Below are 18,743 nucleotides of genomic sequence, written 5' to 3' on the forward strand. Positions count from 1 at the left end.
TCGATGTGTTTGCGGGAAAAAAATCGGCCCAGATCCGCGAAATTTTAATCAGCGAGTCAGCTTGGGAAGAAATGACCTGCTTATTCGCACCTTCCCTAGAAAAACAAAATAAGCTAACGACACTTTTTTACAGCACCACCGGTTGCTATGCCGGAGAGGGCAGCAGTAATTCATAACCCTTCTTCGGTTTCCCTTTAGCTACCGGAGGATCTCATCATGACCACGACTTTACCCCTGCTCGAAGACCAGTTTATCGATATGGCATTCATTACCCGTCTCACCGGATTAACCGATAAGTGGTTTTACAAGCTCATCAAAGATGGTGAGTTTCCAAAACCTACCAAGTTTGGCCGCAGTTCCCGCTGGTTGCAGAGTGAGGTGGAAGTCTGGCTACTACAACGAATTAACGCTTCCCGTGGCGTTAATTCAACGCCATCCCTGACCAGCCACCCACAACGCCCGCTTACGATAACCGCAGTAAAAGATACGGGGGCATCGTTATCGTGAAAACGCCTCATTCCCGTCATGACTTCCTGCTGCAACATTACCAGCGCTGGCTGGACGATTTTATCCGACTGGATATACGGCACGGGTTGTGTCACCCGAATATTCAGGCCAGCCATCATCTCATCCTCGGTTCGCTCTGGTTCACGGACACGGATCAGGTCACTGCTGTTGTCCCCCATGCTCTGAACCGGCTATTTCACCGTAACCAAACGCCGGTTATCACTGTAACAGAGGACATGTCCACCCGGCTGGACTCAGACACCGCAATGCTGCTTCACCATCCCATGCTCGAAGGCATATTGCTGAGCGAATGCGCCGGCTGAAGTTGTTCCCGATACAACGGCATTGCTGAGGATGTTACAGCGGCTGACCAGTCAGGAGATTTGACACAAGATTGTCTGGCTGTGCTGGCGCGATTTGATGTGCGGAGTGGATCCCTGCTTCTGGCTCGAGCGCCTGGCTTCACAGCCAGACGAAGCACTGTATCTCTGGCTGGGTGACCGCTAGGATAACAATTCCGTTTTCACCCTGATGATGGATGAATACCTGCTGTTTACCGGCCACTGATATCAGTGAAGGCTTAGTTGCGAACGACGTTCGCACCCGTGACGAAAGAAAACGCGTTTTCCCCGAAAACCCCATTAATTCCCGCAGACAACGTCCCCTTCACCGATTCACGCAGGCGGAATGCTGCTGTCTGCCATTTAAAAATAAGGCGTTACAGATGAATTCAACCATTTTTACAGCTCATTGCCAGGCCTGGCTTGATGACCTTACCCGGTTGCATGTCACCCATGGGCTCTGTCGGCCTGAAATCAAAAAGTGGCACAGGCTGACCATGACGACCTGCCCGTTACCGGGTGATTTTACCGACCTACTCATTATTCCTCAGTTTTTACTGGAGGCTGTGCAGGCTGGCACTGTGGAAGAAGAATCCGTCCCGGGACGCATTATCAAGCGTGCTGAGGGGATTCCACTGATGAGTATGCTGCGCAGTGAATGTTACCGGCTGGGATTGAGCGCCCTTGCTGAACAGTTGCAGCTTTTAATCCGCCAGTATCCACAGCCCGGTATACGTGAATCGCTGACGCTACTGTGTTGGTGTGAACTGGTGGGTGGGATTGATCTGGGAGCATGGTACGCATTGCATTTGCCACTCCCCCACACACTGAAAAAGTGGATCAGCACACGACAAAAAAAGTTCAGTTGTCTGACAGCACTGACTAAAGAATACATTCGTATCAGTAAACCACTCTGAGGGCATGGAGCATGCACATTCAGAAATGCTATATCGCACAGCGCAAAACGGGTGAGATTTTCGCTATCAGCCAGCTTAACTCAACCGGGGACGAATGGTTCTGTCACCACTGCCAGTGCCCGTTGATTTTCCATTCGTCCACCAGAGCATCACCGCCCTGGTTTGAACACGATATTCCCAATGGACAACCGGAAGCGCTGCTACAGTGCCCTTACCTGGCACCAGCCAATGGGAAGTCTTCTGCCGTAGAGAAACTCCAGCAACTCGTGACACAGTTGCCCCCGGTTATGACGACCACCCGGTGGCGATGCACGATGTGCGGCCTGTCGTATGGCGGTGAGAAACGGTGCCCTCAGTGCAGAACGGGGATATACAGCCGGGAGGAATGAACAGAGTATTCGGACTCACGAACCACCAGTGCTTTACCGCTCGCAAAGAGGGTGTCACCAGGGGCATTTTAATTTCGGTTAATTAATATAATTAATACTCACTCCCTGTCTGTAATCTATTTTTTCTTTGCAGTCTGTAACCCAATAATCCCTGACGTTTGTTCCCTGTAATTCCCCCCACTCTCAGTATCCCATTGCTGCGTATGCAACACGCAGCATGTTGACTGCTGTATGGCGCACAGACACGACTACCACGATGCCCGCTTCAGGGCGTCGCTACTCTCCCACATATCCATTCAAACTGATCCTGTCCTCAGCGATCAGGAGGTCACGCTATGAAAAAACGCACCTGGGAACCGGACTGGTTTCTGAAATCTGTTCTTGATTCGCATATTAATGCGATGGTTAATCGCTATTCCTGCCTGAGGGTAATACGGCTGGATCTTTTCTATCGAAATAATACCGTTAAATATCGCCACCCGGATCACCGCCAGTTGGAGCCTGACGTCCGTCAACTCATGGATATGATGATGAGTATGTCCGCAGTGGTGGGTTATTTCTGGGTAATTGAATGGACCGAGGATCACCTGTTCCATGCGCATGTGGCTTTCTGGCTGGATGGTAATAAGACTCAGAAGCCCTTTTTCTGGATGGAGAAGGCCGGGGCATGCTGGCGTGAAATCACGGAACATGACGGCTGTTACTATCGTTGTGAACATAAACCGAACTACGAATCCGATATCAATATACCGGTGCACTACAGCGATCCGGGAAGCATTACCAACATGCGCCAGGTACTGGAGTACATGACCAAGATTGAACAGAAGAATGATTTATTACTGTACGGGTGCAACGAAGTACCCGATCGCCCATTAACCGGACGTCCCCGAACCGGTACAGAGGAACGGATTATCTGAGCTTATTTACGTCATCTTCCCATCGTTTGAACCACCGCATCTCTTGTTAATTCTTATCCCTCACACTTAACACATATGGCGTCTGTCTGCCCTTGCGGGACGGCTTACGCCTGCGTGTTGTCTGACAGGAACCTGAAATATGTTTGCCAAATCTTTTATCGCTCTCGACGGTAACGGTCGCCTGACCGGTGCCCGTACTGCGCAAACTGCACTCTACGACCGCTACACCTGCCATTTTTGCAACAGCGCACTGCAATACCATCCTGAGTACGAAACTGAGCGTCCGTGGTTTGAGCACATCGAAGCGGGCCTTACCGATAATGGTCAGCAACATTGCCCTTATGTGAAACTTGATGCGGGTGAAAGTCAATTAACCAGACGGCTACAGCGCTTCCTCCCCAATGTTATCCCCAGAGTCAGTAAAGCCGACTGGCAGTGCACACAATGCAAGACCAATTACTATGGTGAACGATACTGCCTGATTTGTCGTACTGGAAACTTCAGCCTTCCAGCAACTGTGGCAACATGAGAATGCTGAGGTTTTTTCTTGTCGCCAATCTTTAAACCATTAAGTGGGAACCACGCGCAGCGATCAATGTTGGGCAGTGGCCGGCGATAACCCGCAATTTAGTTGCATACTCAGCCTGCACATAGGCTCACACTCGAAAACAGCCCGGATTAAGCTCGACCGGAATATTTTTGTCTATCAATAGAGTAGTGGTAACTAACTCAGAAATGCTAGGAAATCCTGGTTCTTATTGTTACTGTATAACAAAAAATGAGGTAACCATGAAAACTACGTTATACAAAGATTTCACCTTTGAAGCTGCACACCGTCTTCCCAATGTTCCGGAAGGCCATAAATGCGGCCGCTTACACGGCCACTCTTTTGTCGTGCGCCTTGAGATTACCGGTGAAGTGGATAAGCATACCGGTTGGATTATCGATTTTGCCGAACTAAAAGCAATTTTTAAACCGACTTTAGATAGGCTGGATCATTACTATCTCAATGACATTCCAGGCTTGGAAAACCCCACCAGCGAAGTGCTTGCTGAATGGATTTGGAATCAGATTAAGACACAACTCCCGATCCTTAGCGCAGTTGTCGTGAAAGAGACATGCTCCGCAGGCTGCATCTACCGTGGTGAATAACAATAAAGAATAGCAGAAGCTATTCCTTATTTGCTGTTTACCCCAGTGCACTGACGAAGGCGGCGATCATACTCGACGCCCCTTTACCTGAGGGATAGATTATCTCTTTGCGATAATCCGTCACGGTATAGAACGCCTGATGCTTTGAGCTGCCGCTGGCGAAGATAAAGTATTCAGCTTTTTCCGCCAGGTTCACCAGCGCCGGAGTAGCGACGTGATCGTGGTTGAGTTCCACTCGTAGCCCTGGATAAAGCTGAAGCAACGCCTCTTTCCCACGTCTTGCCGCCCCTTCCATCAGGCTATAAATCGCCAACGTTTTACCACTGAGATCGCGATGAAGCGAAGACGCTACACCCGGCGTATTATCCTCTTCCGGGAAAGCATGTCCCGCATGTTCGCCGAGATAGAGCCTTTCCACCAAGCGTGCAGAAAGTTGCATGCTGACATCCAGACGCTCCCAGCGCTGCTTGAGCAACTCCTGCAAGGTGACCCAGAAACCTAATCTGGCGGCATCGTCAGCCGTGACTTTATCATAAAGAAGTTCAGCAATATCAAGTGAGTAGCCCAAGGTTCTTACCGACAGGTTTTCAGAGCACAGCATTGCCACCGATTCAATTGCGGACGCATATTCCTCGCGGGTGAAGGTACCGGAAAGGAATTTATCCAGAATCATTCCACCGAGACGCACATCCTCCTCTGAGCGAATATCCTCAACGGCCAGCAGCATAAGCCAGTCCGGCCACAAGGAGGCAGATACCTGAACGTCATATTCTTCCAGCCAGTTCAGAAAGGTTGGCAGTACGTCTCGTAAAACTTTGCTCAACTGGGCGTTGGACTGCTGCTCCAGCAGCGCCTGCCACTGCGTTTCGTTGAAGGTTGACGGCGTCCAGTCCATGTAGTGAACGGTCGCCTGCTGGCGCAGTGATTCAAACCGTTCGGATTCCGTAGCCTGTTGTATATCTGCAAGCCAGCGGCTCCAGCCATAGTCTTGTGGTTCACAGCGTTTTTTCAGCGCCTGCCACGCCTCCCAGAGTTTGGGTATTTTTTGCAATGCCTGTCGTGTTGCTTCAGGCATCGCCGCCAGTTGTGCGTAGATCTCACTTTCGCGCTCAGCGTCCGCCAGTAGCGCTTCAAGTAACAAATCGGTCGCGTTTTCAAGGCTTATCAGCATGACAACCGGCGCCTGGATCAACGCCTGTTCTTCCGCTTCTATCGGCGCGGGCAGCGAACTTGCGCCTGTCACCCACCCCTCGACCTGCTGTATCCAGTCAGGATCTAATAGAGGCGACGCCGTTTGCCATTCGTCGATCCCCAGCAGCGCGGCCCCCATGGTCCACATTTGCCAGTCAGGCAGAAAACTCGCCTGATGAGCAAAGCGGGGCTTATGCTTGTACAGCGGCAATAAGCCCAGCACCAGTCGCCTTGCATCCTCACGCCTGTCCAGCGGGAAGTGCGCATCGCGGATGGCGTTAAGCATTAAATGGCCAGAGGATCGCAACAGCAGACGCTGGATACGCTCCGGCACCCGACCGCGCAACAATACTTCCAGCCGAGGGTGGTTGAGAATCGAGTCCCATTTTGCCGAAGCCGCCATCCCCTGTAGCTCAAGAAACAGGAGATTAAGAGAAGAAAGCATCTGATTTCCGCGTAACTCTTCCAGATACTGTTCGGCAATCTTGCCATCGCGAGCGTGGCATGCTGTGTAGAAATCTCTGAGGATTCGTCCAGTTTGCCGACTGACCAGCGAATGTAAGACGGGTCTCTGATGATAAAGATCCATCACCATTTGCAGCATGGCGTAGACCCGTTTCATTCGGGCTATCTGCCATTCTTTTACCTGTTGCGGCGATCCATCCGGCACCGGTAAAAAGTCAAAGGTCAGAATTCCGTCCGGAGATTTATCCAGAAGCAACTGTTCCCCTGGATCGTTAGTGTGATAGAGGGATCTGATATCCGCATTAGTGTCGGCGGAACCCAGCGCCGCGGTCAAAATGCGCCGTAATTCGTCCAGGCTTCTCGCATTCTCTGCCAGAGCATAAAACACCGTTTTTCCCGTTCGCGTAGAAGGAACGATGCAGGGCATCCGTTGCGCAGCGGCCCGCTGAATCAGCGTGTTCATTTGTTGGATGCTATAACCGCCCTGCATCGCCCTGTCATAATCCAGATGTTTATCTTCAGCGTAAAAGTTTTTCAGCCAATCTGCACACATCAGAACGCTTCCTGTGATCCACTAAAAAGATACTGACTTTCAAATTCGGCCATCGCTTCACCGATCATATGCGAATCGCAGTTCAGTTCTACAAATTCTTCATTTCGATTGACGCCACTCCGGGTAAAATTCATAGAGCCCTTCAGGAAGACGTTAGGCGTCAAAAAACCTTTTGTATGCAGCTGGTTACGCCATTCCAGACGAAAATTCGCAAAGCTGCTCAGGCGCTTTTCCAATGCTTTTACAAAGATACGGTTCATAGGGTCGTCGCGGGTCACCAGCGAAAGCGACGCACCGTTATTCGCCGCACAGGCTAGCAGTTCAATGAAATCCATCTCCCGGCCTCCCCATGCAGGATCAATGCTGTCCCAATGGCCTGAGCGATTGTCCAGTAGTGGGAAGTTACTCACCCACGGCGAAACCAGCCAGATTGGCTCTGGCTGCATAATCAGAGCAACAAGCTGGGCGCTGAGGACTTCTCGCAACTGCCGTTGCCCTGCGGAGCCATGTAAAAAAATCTGCCGCTGTTTTGCTCGTCCGATCATTGCATCGCCTCCGCCAGTTCAATACGCAATATGAGCAAATCCTGCTCACGGCGGACTTCACCGAGACGCGGATACAGCAGCAGTCCCAAATGATCGATGGGTTCAATTTGCACGGTGGTAATGACCTGATGTAATTGATTTCGCTGCTGGCGAGTGAGGATCAGCTCCGCACGACCGCCTTTACGCAGCGCCGCATGCAAATGCCCAAGCCAGTCATCGTCAAGAGCAATCTTTTCGATTTGTTCGCTAAATAACGCGCCAGCAAGCAGACGCTCGGTTGTGACTTTGCGCGAGCAAAACATATTGTAAAAGCCGAGCTCAGCCTGGCGGATCGTGTAGCCACGCGGCCAGAGCAGGTTTTGGTTCCGGCACTGCGCGTTAAACACGACGGAAGCATCGGTTTCCACACTAAGCGCGTTCACCGCCAGCGCGTGTGCCATGGTGTTCATACTGAACTCAATACCCGCGCTCACTTCAAGCGACGACCAGTCCGACAGTAACTGATAAAGCTGGGTGTCTGTGTCATCGCTGCTGCCCGCCCGCAGAATCCGCGAGTACAGCACCGTGGTAAAGCTGTGGGAAAGGCGCAGACCGCGCTGTGAAAGCCGCAAATGCAGATTCTTGTTAGCCTCCCGCCGGGCGTCCATGTTGCTGGCTTCACGTACGGCTGAGATCGCCATACGAAGCGCCTCATCCGTTTGCAGCATCTGCAACACAGTTCGCAGATCGTAATCGATCTGCTCGTAGTCGCTGGCTGAAAGATTACGCACCAGCACATTGAGGAAGGAGACAGGATCTTCTGCCCACTTCTGCTGTAAACGAATCAGAATACCGCTACCACCAGACTCCATTTCACAGAGCCAGATCTCCAGCCATTCAGCGCCCTTGTCGGGATCGCTCATCCAAAAGGAGTCTGTCACCACCGCCCGCTCATCAACGTCTGGAAGCAGCGTGCTTAGCGTTTGCTGCACACCCGCAGCCAAGGTATCCGCTAATACCTGGCGTGCCCATTCAACAAAACCGTCGATTTCAGCCAGGGGTTTCCAGAGCGCCTGCGCGCAGTTCAGCAGCAGTTGCTGTATTTCCGGTCGCTGAAGAAGTTTGTTGAGGCCAATCTGTAGCGCCTGGTCAGTGCCTGCTTCATTGTCGGTATCCGGCTGGAACAGGCTGGCCGGGATCTCTGCCAGCCTTTCTACCCCTCTTTCGGAGGCCATTTCTCGTAATGCCGACTCAACCGAGGAGTGAGCGCCGTTTGCCAGTGTCTCCGCAAGCTGAGCCATAAAACATTCAATGGCCCAGTCCGCGTTGAAGCTGTCAAATTCAAATTCCGGCGACTGTCTTACAAGATGTTGAAAATAAACGGGGCGCATGCCTCGCTGAATTTCTTCCTGATGCAGCAGACCAAGCACATCATCACAGGTGAGGTTAAAACGCAGGCGCATTGCATCCACCCATTGACGACTTCCTACGCCAACCTGTTCCTCGCCATTAACCCAGGTGAAATCAACGTGAGCCCGCTCCTTATTCCTGAACCGAAGCGACGCCTGCGATCCGGTAGAAAAGCGGACCAGTTCCAGCGGGGTCATATGCTGGTGGTTGTAGAACGTGACATCACTCAGCGTGTGCTTCCAGGGTCCCTTCGGCACCTCGTCTGGCGTAGCAATAGCGGGGTTAATGACGTTGAGTACCCATTGCAGTTGCGCATTACTTTTATCATTTATACGGCGAATGTCGGCCCGGGTGGTCATGACCTTCGACGGTTTAACAACCTTGATGGTTTTTCCCTGATAGTCAACTTCACACTCGTTTTGCCAGCTATCACCGAACGCATCGCTTATCTGGAAATCAACGAATTGCCGCCCTTCCCCTGCCATCGGCTCGTAGGATTGTGGCACCAGCCAGTCGGTACTTTTGTTCGATTTGACGGCATAGCGTTTAGAGAGTCGCCCAGGCGCAAATTCACGTATTCCCTGCCAGAAAGAGAGAGTTTCCCAGTGGTCTTCATCGTCAAATCCACGCTTCAGGCGAATGTCCAGTTCCGGCAAATTCAGCTCGCTAAACAGGTTCTGCGGGATGTATTCCGGGGCGGGTGAATTGCTCCGGTGCTGTTCGCCCTTGCCATTCGGCTGATTCGGGCGCAGTCCGGCCCACTCCACGCCGTTAACCGACCAGCGAGTTCTGAGGTTACGTAGTATGGTTGGGAGAAACTCAAACATGACCGAGCGCGGCGGGCTCCAGAGGATATTCTGCACCGCGTCGTCAGATAATTGCAGGGCGTCCTGAAGGTAGCGCGTCAACTCGTTCAGCCGTCTGCCGCCGCTCAGAACCTCCTCAATCAGCTTGATAAGCGGGCCATACATTCGGTCATATTTCAGCTGATTATGTTCAACTTTTTTCAACATGCCCCAGAGGTCTTTGAACTGCCCGACTTTGCTGATCCAGTCGAGGGTCGCCATAGCTGCCTGCATTTTCTGCACGTGCTGGTTGCCCAGCGGGAGGCCCTGACGTTTGATCTCCGGGCTCATCAGCCCTTCATAACGCTGGAACTCGACGCGATCGCGGCCAAACTCGGAAAGCACTACCAGCATCCAAGGACGCATGCCCCGTGGACGTCCGGCACGACCTTTACGCTGTAAATAAGAGGCGACATCGTTAGGCGCTTTATGCTGAACAACAGCACCGACCAGCGGGTCGTTATATCCCACCTCGAGCGAAGAGGTAGCGACCACGACATCCGCTGATGCATCAACACCAGCATCCTGGCTCGACGTTCGGGAAATAGATTTGTTTTGCGCGAGGTCGTGACCAATCTCCATAGCCGCCTTCCAGTTCTGCCCCAGTTCGGTTTTAGACCGCTCAGGTGCAGTATCATCAAAGGGGCTGCGTAATACGGCCAACGGTGGGTGATCAATGCGCGACGCCCCTGGCCCCGTGACCCAGCCTTCGGCATCGCTGAGGTCATGGTACAGACGGTTGTTACCATCAAGAGTGTCGGTGAAGATGAAGGTTTTCTTACCCCACGTGCCTTTCGACTTATTCGCTTCACTATCCAACATGCGCGCCATCAGCATACTGGCCTGGATGGTGGTGGAGAGTAATGCCGTTTCAGAGACAGGATCGCCTCGCAGCGCCAGCAGGTACTCAGCCCCCTCTTCGATCATATCTTCCGCGTAGGGGTGGATCAGCGCAACCTGCTCTTCAGGTGCGCCCACCAGTTTGGCAAAGAAGTGCCGCGCGTCGGCAAGCGTTGCCGACAAGCCAACAAAATGCGGCAGGCAATCGGTGCGCTGCATCCAGCGCCGTAGCAACAGCGCAGTTTGAGCGCCGGTGGTTCCGCTGTAGGTATGGACCTCATCAAGCAGGACCAGCGTCGGGCCATAGCCCTCTCCGACGCCAAACAGATGATTACTCCAGGTGGAGTTCAACTGGAGATTCAGCATCTCCGTTGTGGTAAATAGAATATCCGGGGCATCGCCGCGATTTTGCTGCGCATCACGGGTGATCATGATTTCACTCTGATCCAATTGATGCTGGCACTGCGTACAGGTGAGCACCTCTCGCGCGTCAAATATGTCCTCACGACGCCAAATCAATGCCCCTCCGCACGCTTGCTTAGGATGATGCGGGTGGGGATGCTGGCATTTCATCAACCCGAACGGCAGCCCAACCTTACCCTTAACGTCTTTCCTCGACCATTCCGCTTTCACTGGCGTATCGCCAAAAAAGGCGCCGATTCGAATTTTTCGTCCGGCCGCCGTGAGCATATAGTCGTCAAGCTTGCGGCACTGTGAAAAAGTTTCAGCAAACTGGTCCTTTAGCAGTTCTTTTCGCGGATAGATAGCGAGGATACGCACCTTGCGCTCAGGGTTGCTGCAAATCTCCTCGGCAAGACGGGTCAGCGCAGGCAGGTAAAACGACAGCGTTTTACCGCTACCGGTACCGGCACAAATAATGGTTCCGCTGGCCGTGTCGCTTTTCACCTTGTGATCCTGCCAGCACTGCATAATGCGTTCGGTAGATCGCACCTGAAAACCCGCCAGCAGGAAGGACTTATCTGACGCCAGCGCTTGGCGCATAATGTCACAAACGCGCTCGCTTAATTTCAGCTGCTTTTTCCAGCCAGTAATCAGCGTGGTCGGTTCGTAAATGCGATCGGGATAAGTGCGCGGCCGGCGAATAAAGCGATAGTCCGATACCAGCGTTTTGCTCTGGTCCAGCTTTTGCCCATGCATCCACTGGCGCAAGTTACGCAAGAGATGGACCGTCTCCCCCATTCGGGTTCGCCAGACAGGCATGCCGCTGAGGTGCGGCACTTGGATCAGCATGGCGGCGTCTAGCATCGCCAATTGTGTATTATCACATTCCTCATCGGTCGGAGTGCGTTTAAAAACAACGCCCAACTCTCTTCTGATGTGAGTCAGTAACTCTTCTTCACTGAAGAAGCCACCTGTGTCTCCCCACACCAGCAATGCATTTTCCTCTGCTTCAAGAGCGTCGAGGACGTGATGCAGCACAGCAGTAGTGATTTCACTCATCCCAGTAAACCTTTGCGCATCACATTGAATGAGTTCAGCATTTCTTTTTCCGTCAGCCAGCTAAGGACTTCAGGCGTCAGCAAAGTCAACGGTGCGCGATTGCTATTATTGAGCGCCTGGAAAAAATCAAGGACGCAGGCTGGCGCTTTAAAATCCATTTTGCCTTTTAACTCGACCATTTCATCACAGTACTGCTGTAGTTTTTTAATCACAATGGGATTAGCGGGCCCCATCATTTTCTGATGATTGAACCCATCAAGAGCCGTTCGGTACTCGTTGTAGATACGAATGAGCCCCAACGTCTTTTGCTGTTCAAGGAAGACAGTTTCCAGCATGTGTTGGCTTTCAAGATTGTGGATGAATGCCTGCCAGTTACTATCAATTTTATCTGCAAATTTCGACTGGACGGCCATCAGCGCATTGAGCGTCTCGCCTAATCCCCCTTTTTGCTGAGCCTCATCGGCCATATGCTGGTATTTTTCCGCAAATTCTTTCAGAGCGATTTCAGCGTCATAAATCGCCGCTTTTTCATGGCTATCAAGAGTGATTTGCGACAACGGTGAAGGCAGTTGAGTAATGACATCAAGCTGAGTTGCCGTCTCCTTTAAAGATGAAGCAACGTTGTGCAAATCGTCGCGAATTTGCCGGTACTTTTCGTAAACATTATCTTCTTGTTTCACCTGCTTCTTCAGTTGAAAATCCTTGCGAAGTTGGATGAGTTGCTGCTTAAGCGTGTTCATCGCTACCTCCTGCATTCTCTTTGAGGATCTGAAGATCCTGCATCATCTCCATCAGGACTCTGTCAATTTGCGCGCGACACTCACTGATTCGGTGACCACCTTTATCCTGGTTGTACCCCGTAATCGCACTAAAGGTTTGCTTACAAATCTTTTGCCACCGCTGCAGAGTATCTGTAAAACGCTTGAGTAATTTTCCATCTAAATCGCAAAGCAACTGCCACAAAGCAAGTGGTTCTTCTTTCTGCGTAATGCTTCGTAATTTGAGGATCATTGCCCACGTGCCACCTTCTTTTAAAGCACTTAGTTCTGCTTGCAGCGTACTGCAGTCCACCTCAGCATTAACCGGATAGTCACCTTCTTCACGTAACTCTTCCAACAACGATACGGCATCCTCGATAAGTTGAGCGAATGCCTCACTGTTTTCGCAATCAGAGAAATACGTGACCTCGGTCAGCGTTGACGCAATCTCTCTTACCGTTCTGTTCGCCGCCTGCTCTATCCTGCTGTCTGCTGGTTGTTTCAGGGCCTCCAGCACCATTTTCTGCACAATATCGCCTTCCAGTGCATGATCGTTTGGGGCATAGAGATTTAGCCATTTCGACTTCACCTCCTCCCACTTATCAAGAGCGTCAGAGCGTACTTTGGCAATGCTCTCTGTGGCGGCAGATTTATGTTGGCCGATCAATGCCTCTTTGTTCATTAGCAATTGATTCAGCACCTCTTTGGAGGTCGCATTCGGTTTGATAATGCCAAGGGCCCGGGCCAACTGCAGATGTTCAGTCAGTATCATCCCCTGATTTTCACGCTTGCTGCGCAGGAGTTCAGTGAGAGCGTAGGGCACCCAACGGTCAGCAAAGGACTGTATAACCAGATAATCTTCCTCAGCTTTCGAATAAGTCCAGTCCGGACCATTTTTTTTGTCCATATAGAGCCCGAAACGTGCAAGGGCCATCGATACCTCAGTTATCCAGACTGACCGTTTCTTATACTCCGCCTCGGAGACAAAATTCACTACCTGTTTCAGCCTGTTACCGTGCGCATTTGGGACATTAATGTTAACGAAATTCCCACTGCGAATATCGGGCTTAGACTTCGCACCATACCAGTCAGCATTGGCGTGCTGGTCATAAATCATTGCCAGCGAGTTACGGATATATTTCGCCGTATCCTGATCGAGTAATACATCTTTCAGTATCCAGTCGGAAACGCTGGCCTCCATCTTGTAAACACGTGCTTCGAGGGGATCAACAGGCTCAACCGATTCTTGCGGAACAGGGTTTGGCTTCACCGTTTTCGCACTGACAGGCTCGATTTTTCGTCCAACCGTTGCAGCATTACCGGGGTTGATCGCGCCTTTCTCAGTCGACGCGAGTTCGTTTGCCAAATCATTGAGGCCAAAGCAGCGCACAACCGCAGGAGGCAATGCGGTAGCAAGGGCGGGACCATTGTCTGCCGGATATCCCCAAATAGCCGCGACGGTTTCAGAGCGGTCCTGCTCCGCCAACGTTTTTCGACTCAGCCAGGTTCGCAGCCCATGAGGTGCGGTAATGCCATCAAGTTGCGGAGGCGGAAACCGTCCTTCTTGTGCCATAACCCGATAGTTGAACAAGATGTTTAACAGGATTTTGTTAAGGATGATTCTGGGATTAAATTTTATGCCCTTATTACCATCGCCACAGTGAACATCCGCCAGCGCATGAATTGCGCGTTCATTAAAGGGAAAAAGCGCATAGCCCAGAGAGCTGTAGCCAAAAGCATCAATACCCTCAATGGCTTCAGCATGCTGATCCCAGTTTGGCACCCAGTTCGTATCGCTGGTACGTTTTTTCCAGAACTCGAGCAAAGACTTATCCCCAAAACGCGCGGCATTGATATAGCGACTGCAAAAGTCGACAATCCGCTGCCGCGTCTCTGAACGCTCACCTACAACCTCTTCGATCCGCCATTCACCTTTCGCACGGTCACGCATACCCTGGCGACGACGGTTATATCCCTGATAACCTTCAGTCGTCGCAAAGGCCGAGCACACAGGACAAAGCACTTCTTCACCATCGCGCGTCCCCTCACGCTCCAGGCTGTCGATAAGCACATCTTCAATAGCGGTGATCAGAGACATATCTTCCACCAGCACCATCAGGGTCATTCCCCGTTCATGCAATGCTTTTCGAATCTGTAGAAATAGATCGGAAAAGCTGCGCCCCCGGAAATTAAACAGCTGATTAAAAAGGGTTTGTGCTGCTTTACCGAGCACCAGGTTCAGAATATCAGCGGCTTCCTGCCGACCAGGTTCATGCGTATTGAGTCGCGTCCGACTGATATACGAACGCGTCGGAAGGCTCAGATCACTTAGGTGTATTTGGAAATCAAGATCGCTGGCTTTAAGTTGCTGTTCACCCTCTTCAAGTTCATCGCTGTTTGCGCCACTGATTAGACGGCTGGCGAAACGGAACAGGCACTGTTCTTCCTTTAGTAAGAACTGTTTGAAATAAGCGTCGTTGATCAGCGTCGGCAGGGCATTTTCTGCGGCATGAATATTGATTTTCTTTAACTCAGAGGACTTCTTGCGCAGTGCATTCTGCTGCTCCGGGCTTGCTTCCGCCGCTTCCTGCTTAAGCTGCTCATAATCAGCGCTTGAACGCGCATGAAGATCGCGAAGCTCTTGCCCCATCAACATCAAAAGCCATTCAGCGATCTCTTTGGGTGAGCGTTTATCGCTGACCTTGTTGATATCCTCACGCGCTTCATCAAAAATTTCGCCCTCAAGCCCTTCCAGTAAAAGCTCAAGTACTTCCCGTAGGCTTGCACTTTTGGGTATACGGACAATATGCCACTGTTTATTTTTAAATTCAGGGCGCAGGCGCAGGTTCGCATCCAGCCAACGGATAATATGGGACTTCCCTACCCCTGTGTTGCCTATGATTGGCAGTGGGCGCTGCACTTCCAGAAAGTGTTTTAGCAACTGCTCTTCCGTTTCATACGCCAACGGACTGCCGTCGGTATTCATTCGTAAGATTCGGGCTGGCTCATGAACGGCCAGCAGCGTATGGTCCGAAAGCTCTTCCGCCTCGGTACGAATGCACTGTCTGATGTTCGGTAAAGACGGCCAATATTCCAGCATTTTCATTTTAAAAGCTCCCCAGGGCTAATGGCGCTTATCCGTTGGGTATTACCGTCCGGCCCGGTTAACAATAGCGCCTGATGATCATCAGCCCTAATCTCAAACTTTATCTTCAGTGCCAGCTCAAGACGCACCAGCGCCTGACTCAGAGAGGCGCTCAAATGTAATGGTTCTTTCGGTGTCCAGTTATCTGCCGTAATCATTGGTTCAACCTGCTGACGATAGCTTCCGCCATCGATCATCGGTAAGACTTCTGCAAGCCGGGATATGAAGTCAATTGCGGGAAGGTTGCTGTGGTTCTCCAGCACACGGTCTAGTACGCCCTCAATAGCTCGCGTCGGATCAACCAGATATCCATCCATAAATGGCTCAACAAAACCGAGGAAAAAAGCAAATTCAAGGAACGTTGTCGCTTCATTTGATAAGTTGATCTGGCGACGTACGCCTTCGTTGTTCGAATCCTTGAGCAGCGGTCCAACGCCTCCCGTGACACTCTCTTTTGTCAGCGTGCTCTTGCCGATGAAGGCAAAATTATCCTGCGCAAGCAACGCGGTGATACTGAGTAGGAAAGGCTGTCCACGGGTGCCTTCCAGCAATGACTCTTTTGGCTCGTTTGTTATCAATGTGCGTAATACGCGGCTCGGCAGATTGCGCTCATTCGCGAGTGGAGTATGTCGGGAAATACCCGCCTCAGTCTGCTGCCATAGCCCTTCTTCCAACCAGAAATCCAGGTTCTTCCGAAAACGATCCGCACCAATATCGGATTGCGGCAGCGCCTGGGGACGCAGCAGTTCAACCAAATCTTCATGCAAAATCGGTTTTCCTCCACGGCGATTGAGGACCCTATCAATTGTGCAGATCAAGCGAATCTGGCTACCCGGATGGGCGTTATTAATGATTGCCACTGCTTAAACTCCTTATAAATTGGTCCAGCGTACGAGCTCTGGGATCACTCTCCCACCACAGCCTTCCCCGAACGTTTTTTTCAGGGAGCGTCTCTGGGGCCACAATGATTCGTTTGATATCACTAAACGGGTCAAGTTCTGGCAGGCTCTCTCCGGGCAGGGCAAGTACCAGTTCATTCCAGTTTGTCGAGGGATCGTCATGTGAAAGCGCGCACCAGAATGGCACGCTCTTATAAAGTTGTTGGCTTAATTGGGATAGTACGGTCGAGCTTGCGCGGATGGCCTGAATCTCACGTGTGACTAGCAAACGTGCGATCCAGTCGATCCACTGGCGAAGCAGCAAAGCAGAGGATCGGGCCGGAGGGTAATAAATACGCATATCGCTACCGATGCGCTCGCGTTCTTCGCCAGAAATCAAATATGCATTCAAGCCCAGCGTAGGCGTATATGCTGACAACGCCTGAGAGCGACAACCTGGGCAACCACCACAAGCCAGTTCTGGGGCGTAACCATCAAGCGTGTAGAACGATTCAAGGACACTACATAGCGGATTTTCCTGATGATTCAACCAATCTTCAAGCACCTGAAACCCTTTTTGCCGGGCACGCAACTCTCTGGAACGCAGTTCTTTTAACGTGCCATTCCACTCCTGCACATCAAGATGACCTTCACGATGGAGTTTGACGCCAATATGGCTGAAATAATGGTTAAAGTACTGTTCTACCTTCGCATCGTCCACATTATCTGAGGCAAACTGTTCGAGATCCGGTGCAGCAAAATGCAGACTCAAGAAGCCGGCACGTTGGAGCATGAGGAGTGTGCGCCAGTTCCACGCGACATTAGCACGAGAATCAATTTTGATGCTGTCGTGCTTGGTATCCAGATAAACTGAGAAATAACCGGGTGATTCCGATTCCCGGTTCTGATGCATTTTTTGCCAACGTAGAAACCCTTTTTTTGCACCGATAAGGTTATCGCGGTTAAGGTGACGAGCCAAAGAGATCTGATCGTCCCTATAAATGAGTTGTGCTACTGAAGCATAGCCGTCACGCCCTCCACGCCCGCTCTCCTGATAGAGACGGTCGATGTTTTCCGGGACGGTAACATGCAGCACCGCGCGTACGTTGTTTTTATCCATCCCGACGCCAAATGCAGAGGTCGCAACCATGATATCAACGTTATCCTCAGCCCAGTCGGCTATCTGCTTTTCTCTCTGGCGTGGAGATACTTTACCGTGGACCAATCCGCAGCGCTTATAGCCGGCTTTGAGCAAATACTGGTGCCAGTCGATGGCGTCCTCGACCGTCGTAACGTAAAGGATCAACGGCCGCGGTAGCGTTGAAATCGCATCTTCCACCTGCCGACGATGATCTTCACGATCGTCAGCTTTGCTGACGTACCACATAGGCTCTGGTCGCAGGAAACTGCCGTTAACTTCAACGATCGCCTGAGGGTTATCACCGGCAAAGAGCTCTTTAAGGGTATTGAGCGTTGCCTGACTCCACGTCGCGGAAAGAAGTACCGTGCGAATGCTCGCCTTACTCACTTCCACCAATGATTTTACCAACGGCGCAAGCAGTTGGAATTCCGGCCGGAATTCCGCACCCCATTGATCGATAAGATGGGCTTCGTCCACGACCAGGGCGCCAATCATTTTCCGCTTGGCCAGTGAAAATAGAAGCAATAGCAGCGAACCACTGGATGCCGCCTCCGGTGAACAAAACAGTAACCTTTGTTTACCGGCTTTGATACGGGCCTTAATCGCCTCGCGTGCCTCTGGTGTTTGCCCAGAGTGCCAAGTGTATTCGCCACCATGGTCGGCGTTTGCCTGCAGTAACATGGACTGAGCGCGCTGAGCCTGCTCAATAGCAAGGCTGATAGTCGGAACAATCACCAGTGTCAGTTGACTTGCGGGAGTTGCCAGCATCAGAGAATGGATAATGAACGTCTTACCAGCCCCCGTTGGCAGGTTAATAAACAAAAAACGGTCTTTATCACTCGTCAACACCGTGCGTACAGCAAGCTGCTGCCCAACAGATGTGTAATGAGTGTATTTAGTGTCATTCAACAGAATCGGTAACAACGTATCCAGCGGCGGGGTCTGGAGCAGACGTCTTTTCTCCTTTCGCCACACTGCCAATAACTCTGGCGCGATCTGTAATGCGTTCTCGTCTAACAGAACCTCACCAGGATAATCCCGGCTGCGCCGTAGGCCAGCACGCAGTAAATCCTCTGATAAGATTCGCTCTTTGAGCGGCAGCCGCAACGGCAGAAGCCCATGAGCTCGGGCACATTGTAAAGCGTCATAATAGCCATGTAATCGGTCTGAGATCCCCGCGCCTGCATCGTTCAGACATCGCCAGAGACGATAGAAAAACTGACCGTCATCCTGATGGATTACAAAATTATTGTCCTGACACTCGTCCATCGCGAGTAGCTCACGGAGTTGCCTCCATTGGAATTCCATT

13 protein-coding genes and 1 pseudogene are annotated in these 18,743 nt (G+C 51.4%); 7 read left to right on the forward strand and 7 right to left on the reverse strand.

Translation table 11 applies throughout. The features are described 5' to 3' along the window. Positions 1-216 precede the first annotated feature (216 nt). The 7 genes and pseudogenes from ABOC97_RS11965 to queD form a co-directional block, all read left to right on the forward strand. A pseudogene (locus tag ABOC97_RS11965) lies at positions 217-420 on the forward strand (helix-turn-helix transcriptional regulator); the annotation flags it as partial. An 83-nt stretch (positions 421-503) separates the two neighbouring features. After that, on the forward strand, positions 504-830 hold the full coding sequence (locus ABOC97_RS11970) for a hypothetical protein (protein ID WP_248180111.1): 327 nt from the start codon (positions 504-506) through the stop codon (positions 828-830). A gap of 401 nt (positions 831-1,231) precedes the next feature. Beyond that, positions 1,232-1,765: a secretoglobin family protein gene (locus ABOC97_RS11975; RefSeq protein ID WP_174349110.1), complete on the forward strand. Its 534-nt coding sequence runs from the start codon at positions 1,232-1,234 to the stop codon at positions 1,763-1,765. 11 nt (positions 1,766-1,776) lie between these two features. After that, positions 1,777-2,154 carry a putative zinc ribbon protein gene (locus tag ABOC97_RS11980; RefSeq protein ID WP_131347512.1) on the forward strand — a complete coding sequence of 126 codons (378 nt, stop codon included), beginning with the start codon at positions 1,777-1,779 and terminating at the stop codon, positions 2,152-2,154. A gap of 335 nt (positions 2,155-2,489) precedes the next feature. Then, positions 2,490-3,071 (forward strand): YagK/YfjJ domain-containing protein, encoded by a 582-nt coding sequence (locus tag ABOC97_RS11985; RefSeq protein WP_032175797.1) that lies wholly within the window; start codon positions 2,490-2,492, stop codon positions 3,069-3,071. 139 nt (positions 3,072-3,210) lie between these two features. After that, positions 3,211-3,600, forward strand: coding sequence for a putative zinc ribbon protein (locus ABOC97_RS11990; protein WP_032175796.1), 390 nt, complete (start codon positions 3,211-3,213; stop codon positions 3,598-3,600). 260 nt (positions 3,601-3,860) lie between these two features. Continuing rightward, entirely contained in the window at positions 3,861-4,223 is a 363-nt protein-coding gene (gene queD / locus ABOC97_RS11995; RefSeq protein ID WP_032175795.1) for a 6-carboxytetrahydropterin synthase QueD, read from the forward strand. A 37-nt stretch (positions 4,224-4,260) separates the two neighbouring features. Here the strand turns inward: queD and dpdD are convergent, their stop codons facing one another. From dpdD to dpdF, 7 genes are read right to left on the reverse strand one after another with little or no spacing between them, the layout of a single operon-like run. Further along, positions 4,261-6,432 (reverse strand): protein DpdD, encoded by a 2,172-nt coding sequence (dpdD, locus tag ABOC97_RS12000; RefSeq protein ID WP_182289235.1) that lies wholly within the window; start codon positions 6,430-6,432, stop codon positions 4,261-4,263. Continuing rightward, a complete protein-coding gene (dpdK, locus tag ABOC97_RS12005) occupies positions 6,432-6,977 on the reverse strand; it encodes a phospholipase D-like domain-containing protein DpdK (RefSeq protein ID WP_248180112.1) in 546 nt (181 codons plus the stop codon). Before dpdK ends, dpdD begins: the two co-directional genes overlap by 1 nt. After that, positions 6,974-11,512: a protein DpdJ gene (gene dpdJ, locus ABOC97_RS12010; RefSeq protein WP_349597779.1), complete on the reverse strand. Its 4,539-nt coding sequence runs from the start codon at positions 11,510-11,512 to the stop codon at positions 6,974-6,976. The genes dpdK and dpdJ overlap by 4 nt, the downstream gene beginning before the upstream one ends. Next, on the reverse strand, positions 11,509-12,252 hold the full coding sequence (gene dpdI, locus ABOC97_RS12015; RefSeq protein WP_349597781.1) for a protein DpdI: 744 nt from the start codon (positions 12,250-12,252) through the stop codon (positions 11,509-11,511). The genes dpdJ and dpdI overlap by 4 nt, the downstream gene beginning before the upstream one ends. Next, complete coding sequence (gene dpdH, locus ABOC97_RS12020) at positions 12,239-15,376, reverse strand: protein DpdH (protein ID WP_349597784.1); 3,138 nt, start codon at positions 15,374-15,376, stop codon at positions 12,239-12,241. Before dpdH ends, dpdI begins: the two co-directional genes overlap by 14 nt. Then, positions 15,373-16,275, reverse strand: a complete 903-nt coding sequence (gene dpdG, locus ABOC97_RS12025; RefSeq protein ID WP_032175789.1) for a protein DpdG — start codon at positions 16,273-16,275, stop codon at positions 15,373-15,375. Before dpdG ends, dpdH begins: the two co-directional genes overlap by 4 nt. After that, complete coding sequence (gene dpdF / locus ABOC97_RS12030) at positions 16,262-18,742, reverse strand: protein DpdF (RefSeq protein WP_248180115.1); 2,481 nt, start codon at positions 18,740-18,742, stop codon at positions 16,262-16,264. The genes dpdG and dpdF overlap by 14 nt, the downstream gene beginning before the upstream one ends. Position 18,743: the final 1 nt, after the last annotated feature.

Source organism: Kluyvera huaxiensis (genome assembly GCF_040149365.1).
GTDB classification, from domain to species: domain Bacteria; phylum Pseudomonadota; class Gammaproteobacteria; order Enterobacterales; family Enterobacteriaceae; genus Kluyvera; species Kluyvera intermedia_A.

What these genes read in the sequence shown, in the direction of transcription:
- ABOC97_RS11975 (WP_174349110.1), top strand. Translation starts at nt 1,232, where the DNA reads ATGAATTCAACCATTTTTACAGCTCATTGCCAGGCCTGGCTTGATGAC.
- ABOC97_RS11980 (WP_131347512.1), top strand. Translation starts at nt 1,777, where the DNA reads ATGCACATTCAGAAATGCTATATCGCACAGCGCAAAACGGGTGAGATT.
- ABOC97_RS11985 (WP_032175797.1), top strand. Translation starts at nt 2,490, where the DNA reads ATGAAAAAACGCACCTGGGAACCGGACTGGTTTCTGAAATCTGTTCTT.
- ABOC97_RS11990 (WP_032175796.1), top strand. Translation starts at nt 3,211, where the DNA reads ATGTTTGCCAAATCTTTTATCGCTCTCGACGGTAACGGTCGCCTGACC.
- queD (WP_032175795.1), top strand. Translation starts at nt 3,861, where the DNA reads ATGAAAACTACGTTATACAAAGATTTCACCTTTGAAGCTGCACACCGT.
- dpdD (WP_182289235.1), bottom strand. Translation starts at nt 6,432, where the DNA reads ATGTGTGCAGATTGGCTGAAAAACTTTTACGCTGAAGATAAACATCTG.
- dpdK (WP_248180112.1), bottom strand. Translation starts at nt 6,977, where the DNA reads ATGATCGGACGAGCAAAACAGCGGCAGATTTTTTTACATGGCTCCGCA.
- dpdJ (WP_349597779.1), bottom strand. Translation starts at nt 11,512, where the DNA reads ATGAGTGAAATCACTACTGCTGTGCTGCATCACGTCCTCGACGCTCTT.
- dpdI (WP_349597781.1), bottom strand. Translation starts at nt 12,252, where the DNA reads ATGAACACGCTTAAGCAGCAACTCATCCAACTTCGCAAGGATTTTCAA.
- dpdH (WP_349597784.1), bottom strand. Translation starts at nt 15,376, where the DNA reads ATGAAAATGCTGGAATATTGGCCGTCTTTACCGAACATCAGACAGTGC.
- dpdF (WP_248180115.1), bottom strand. Translation starts at nt 18,742, where the DNA reads ATGGAATTCCAATGGAGGCAACTCCGTGAGCTACTCGCGATGGACGAG.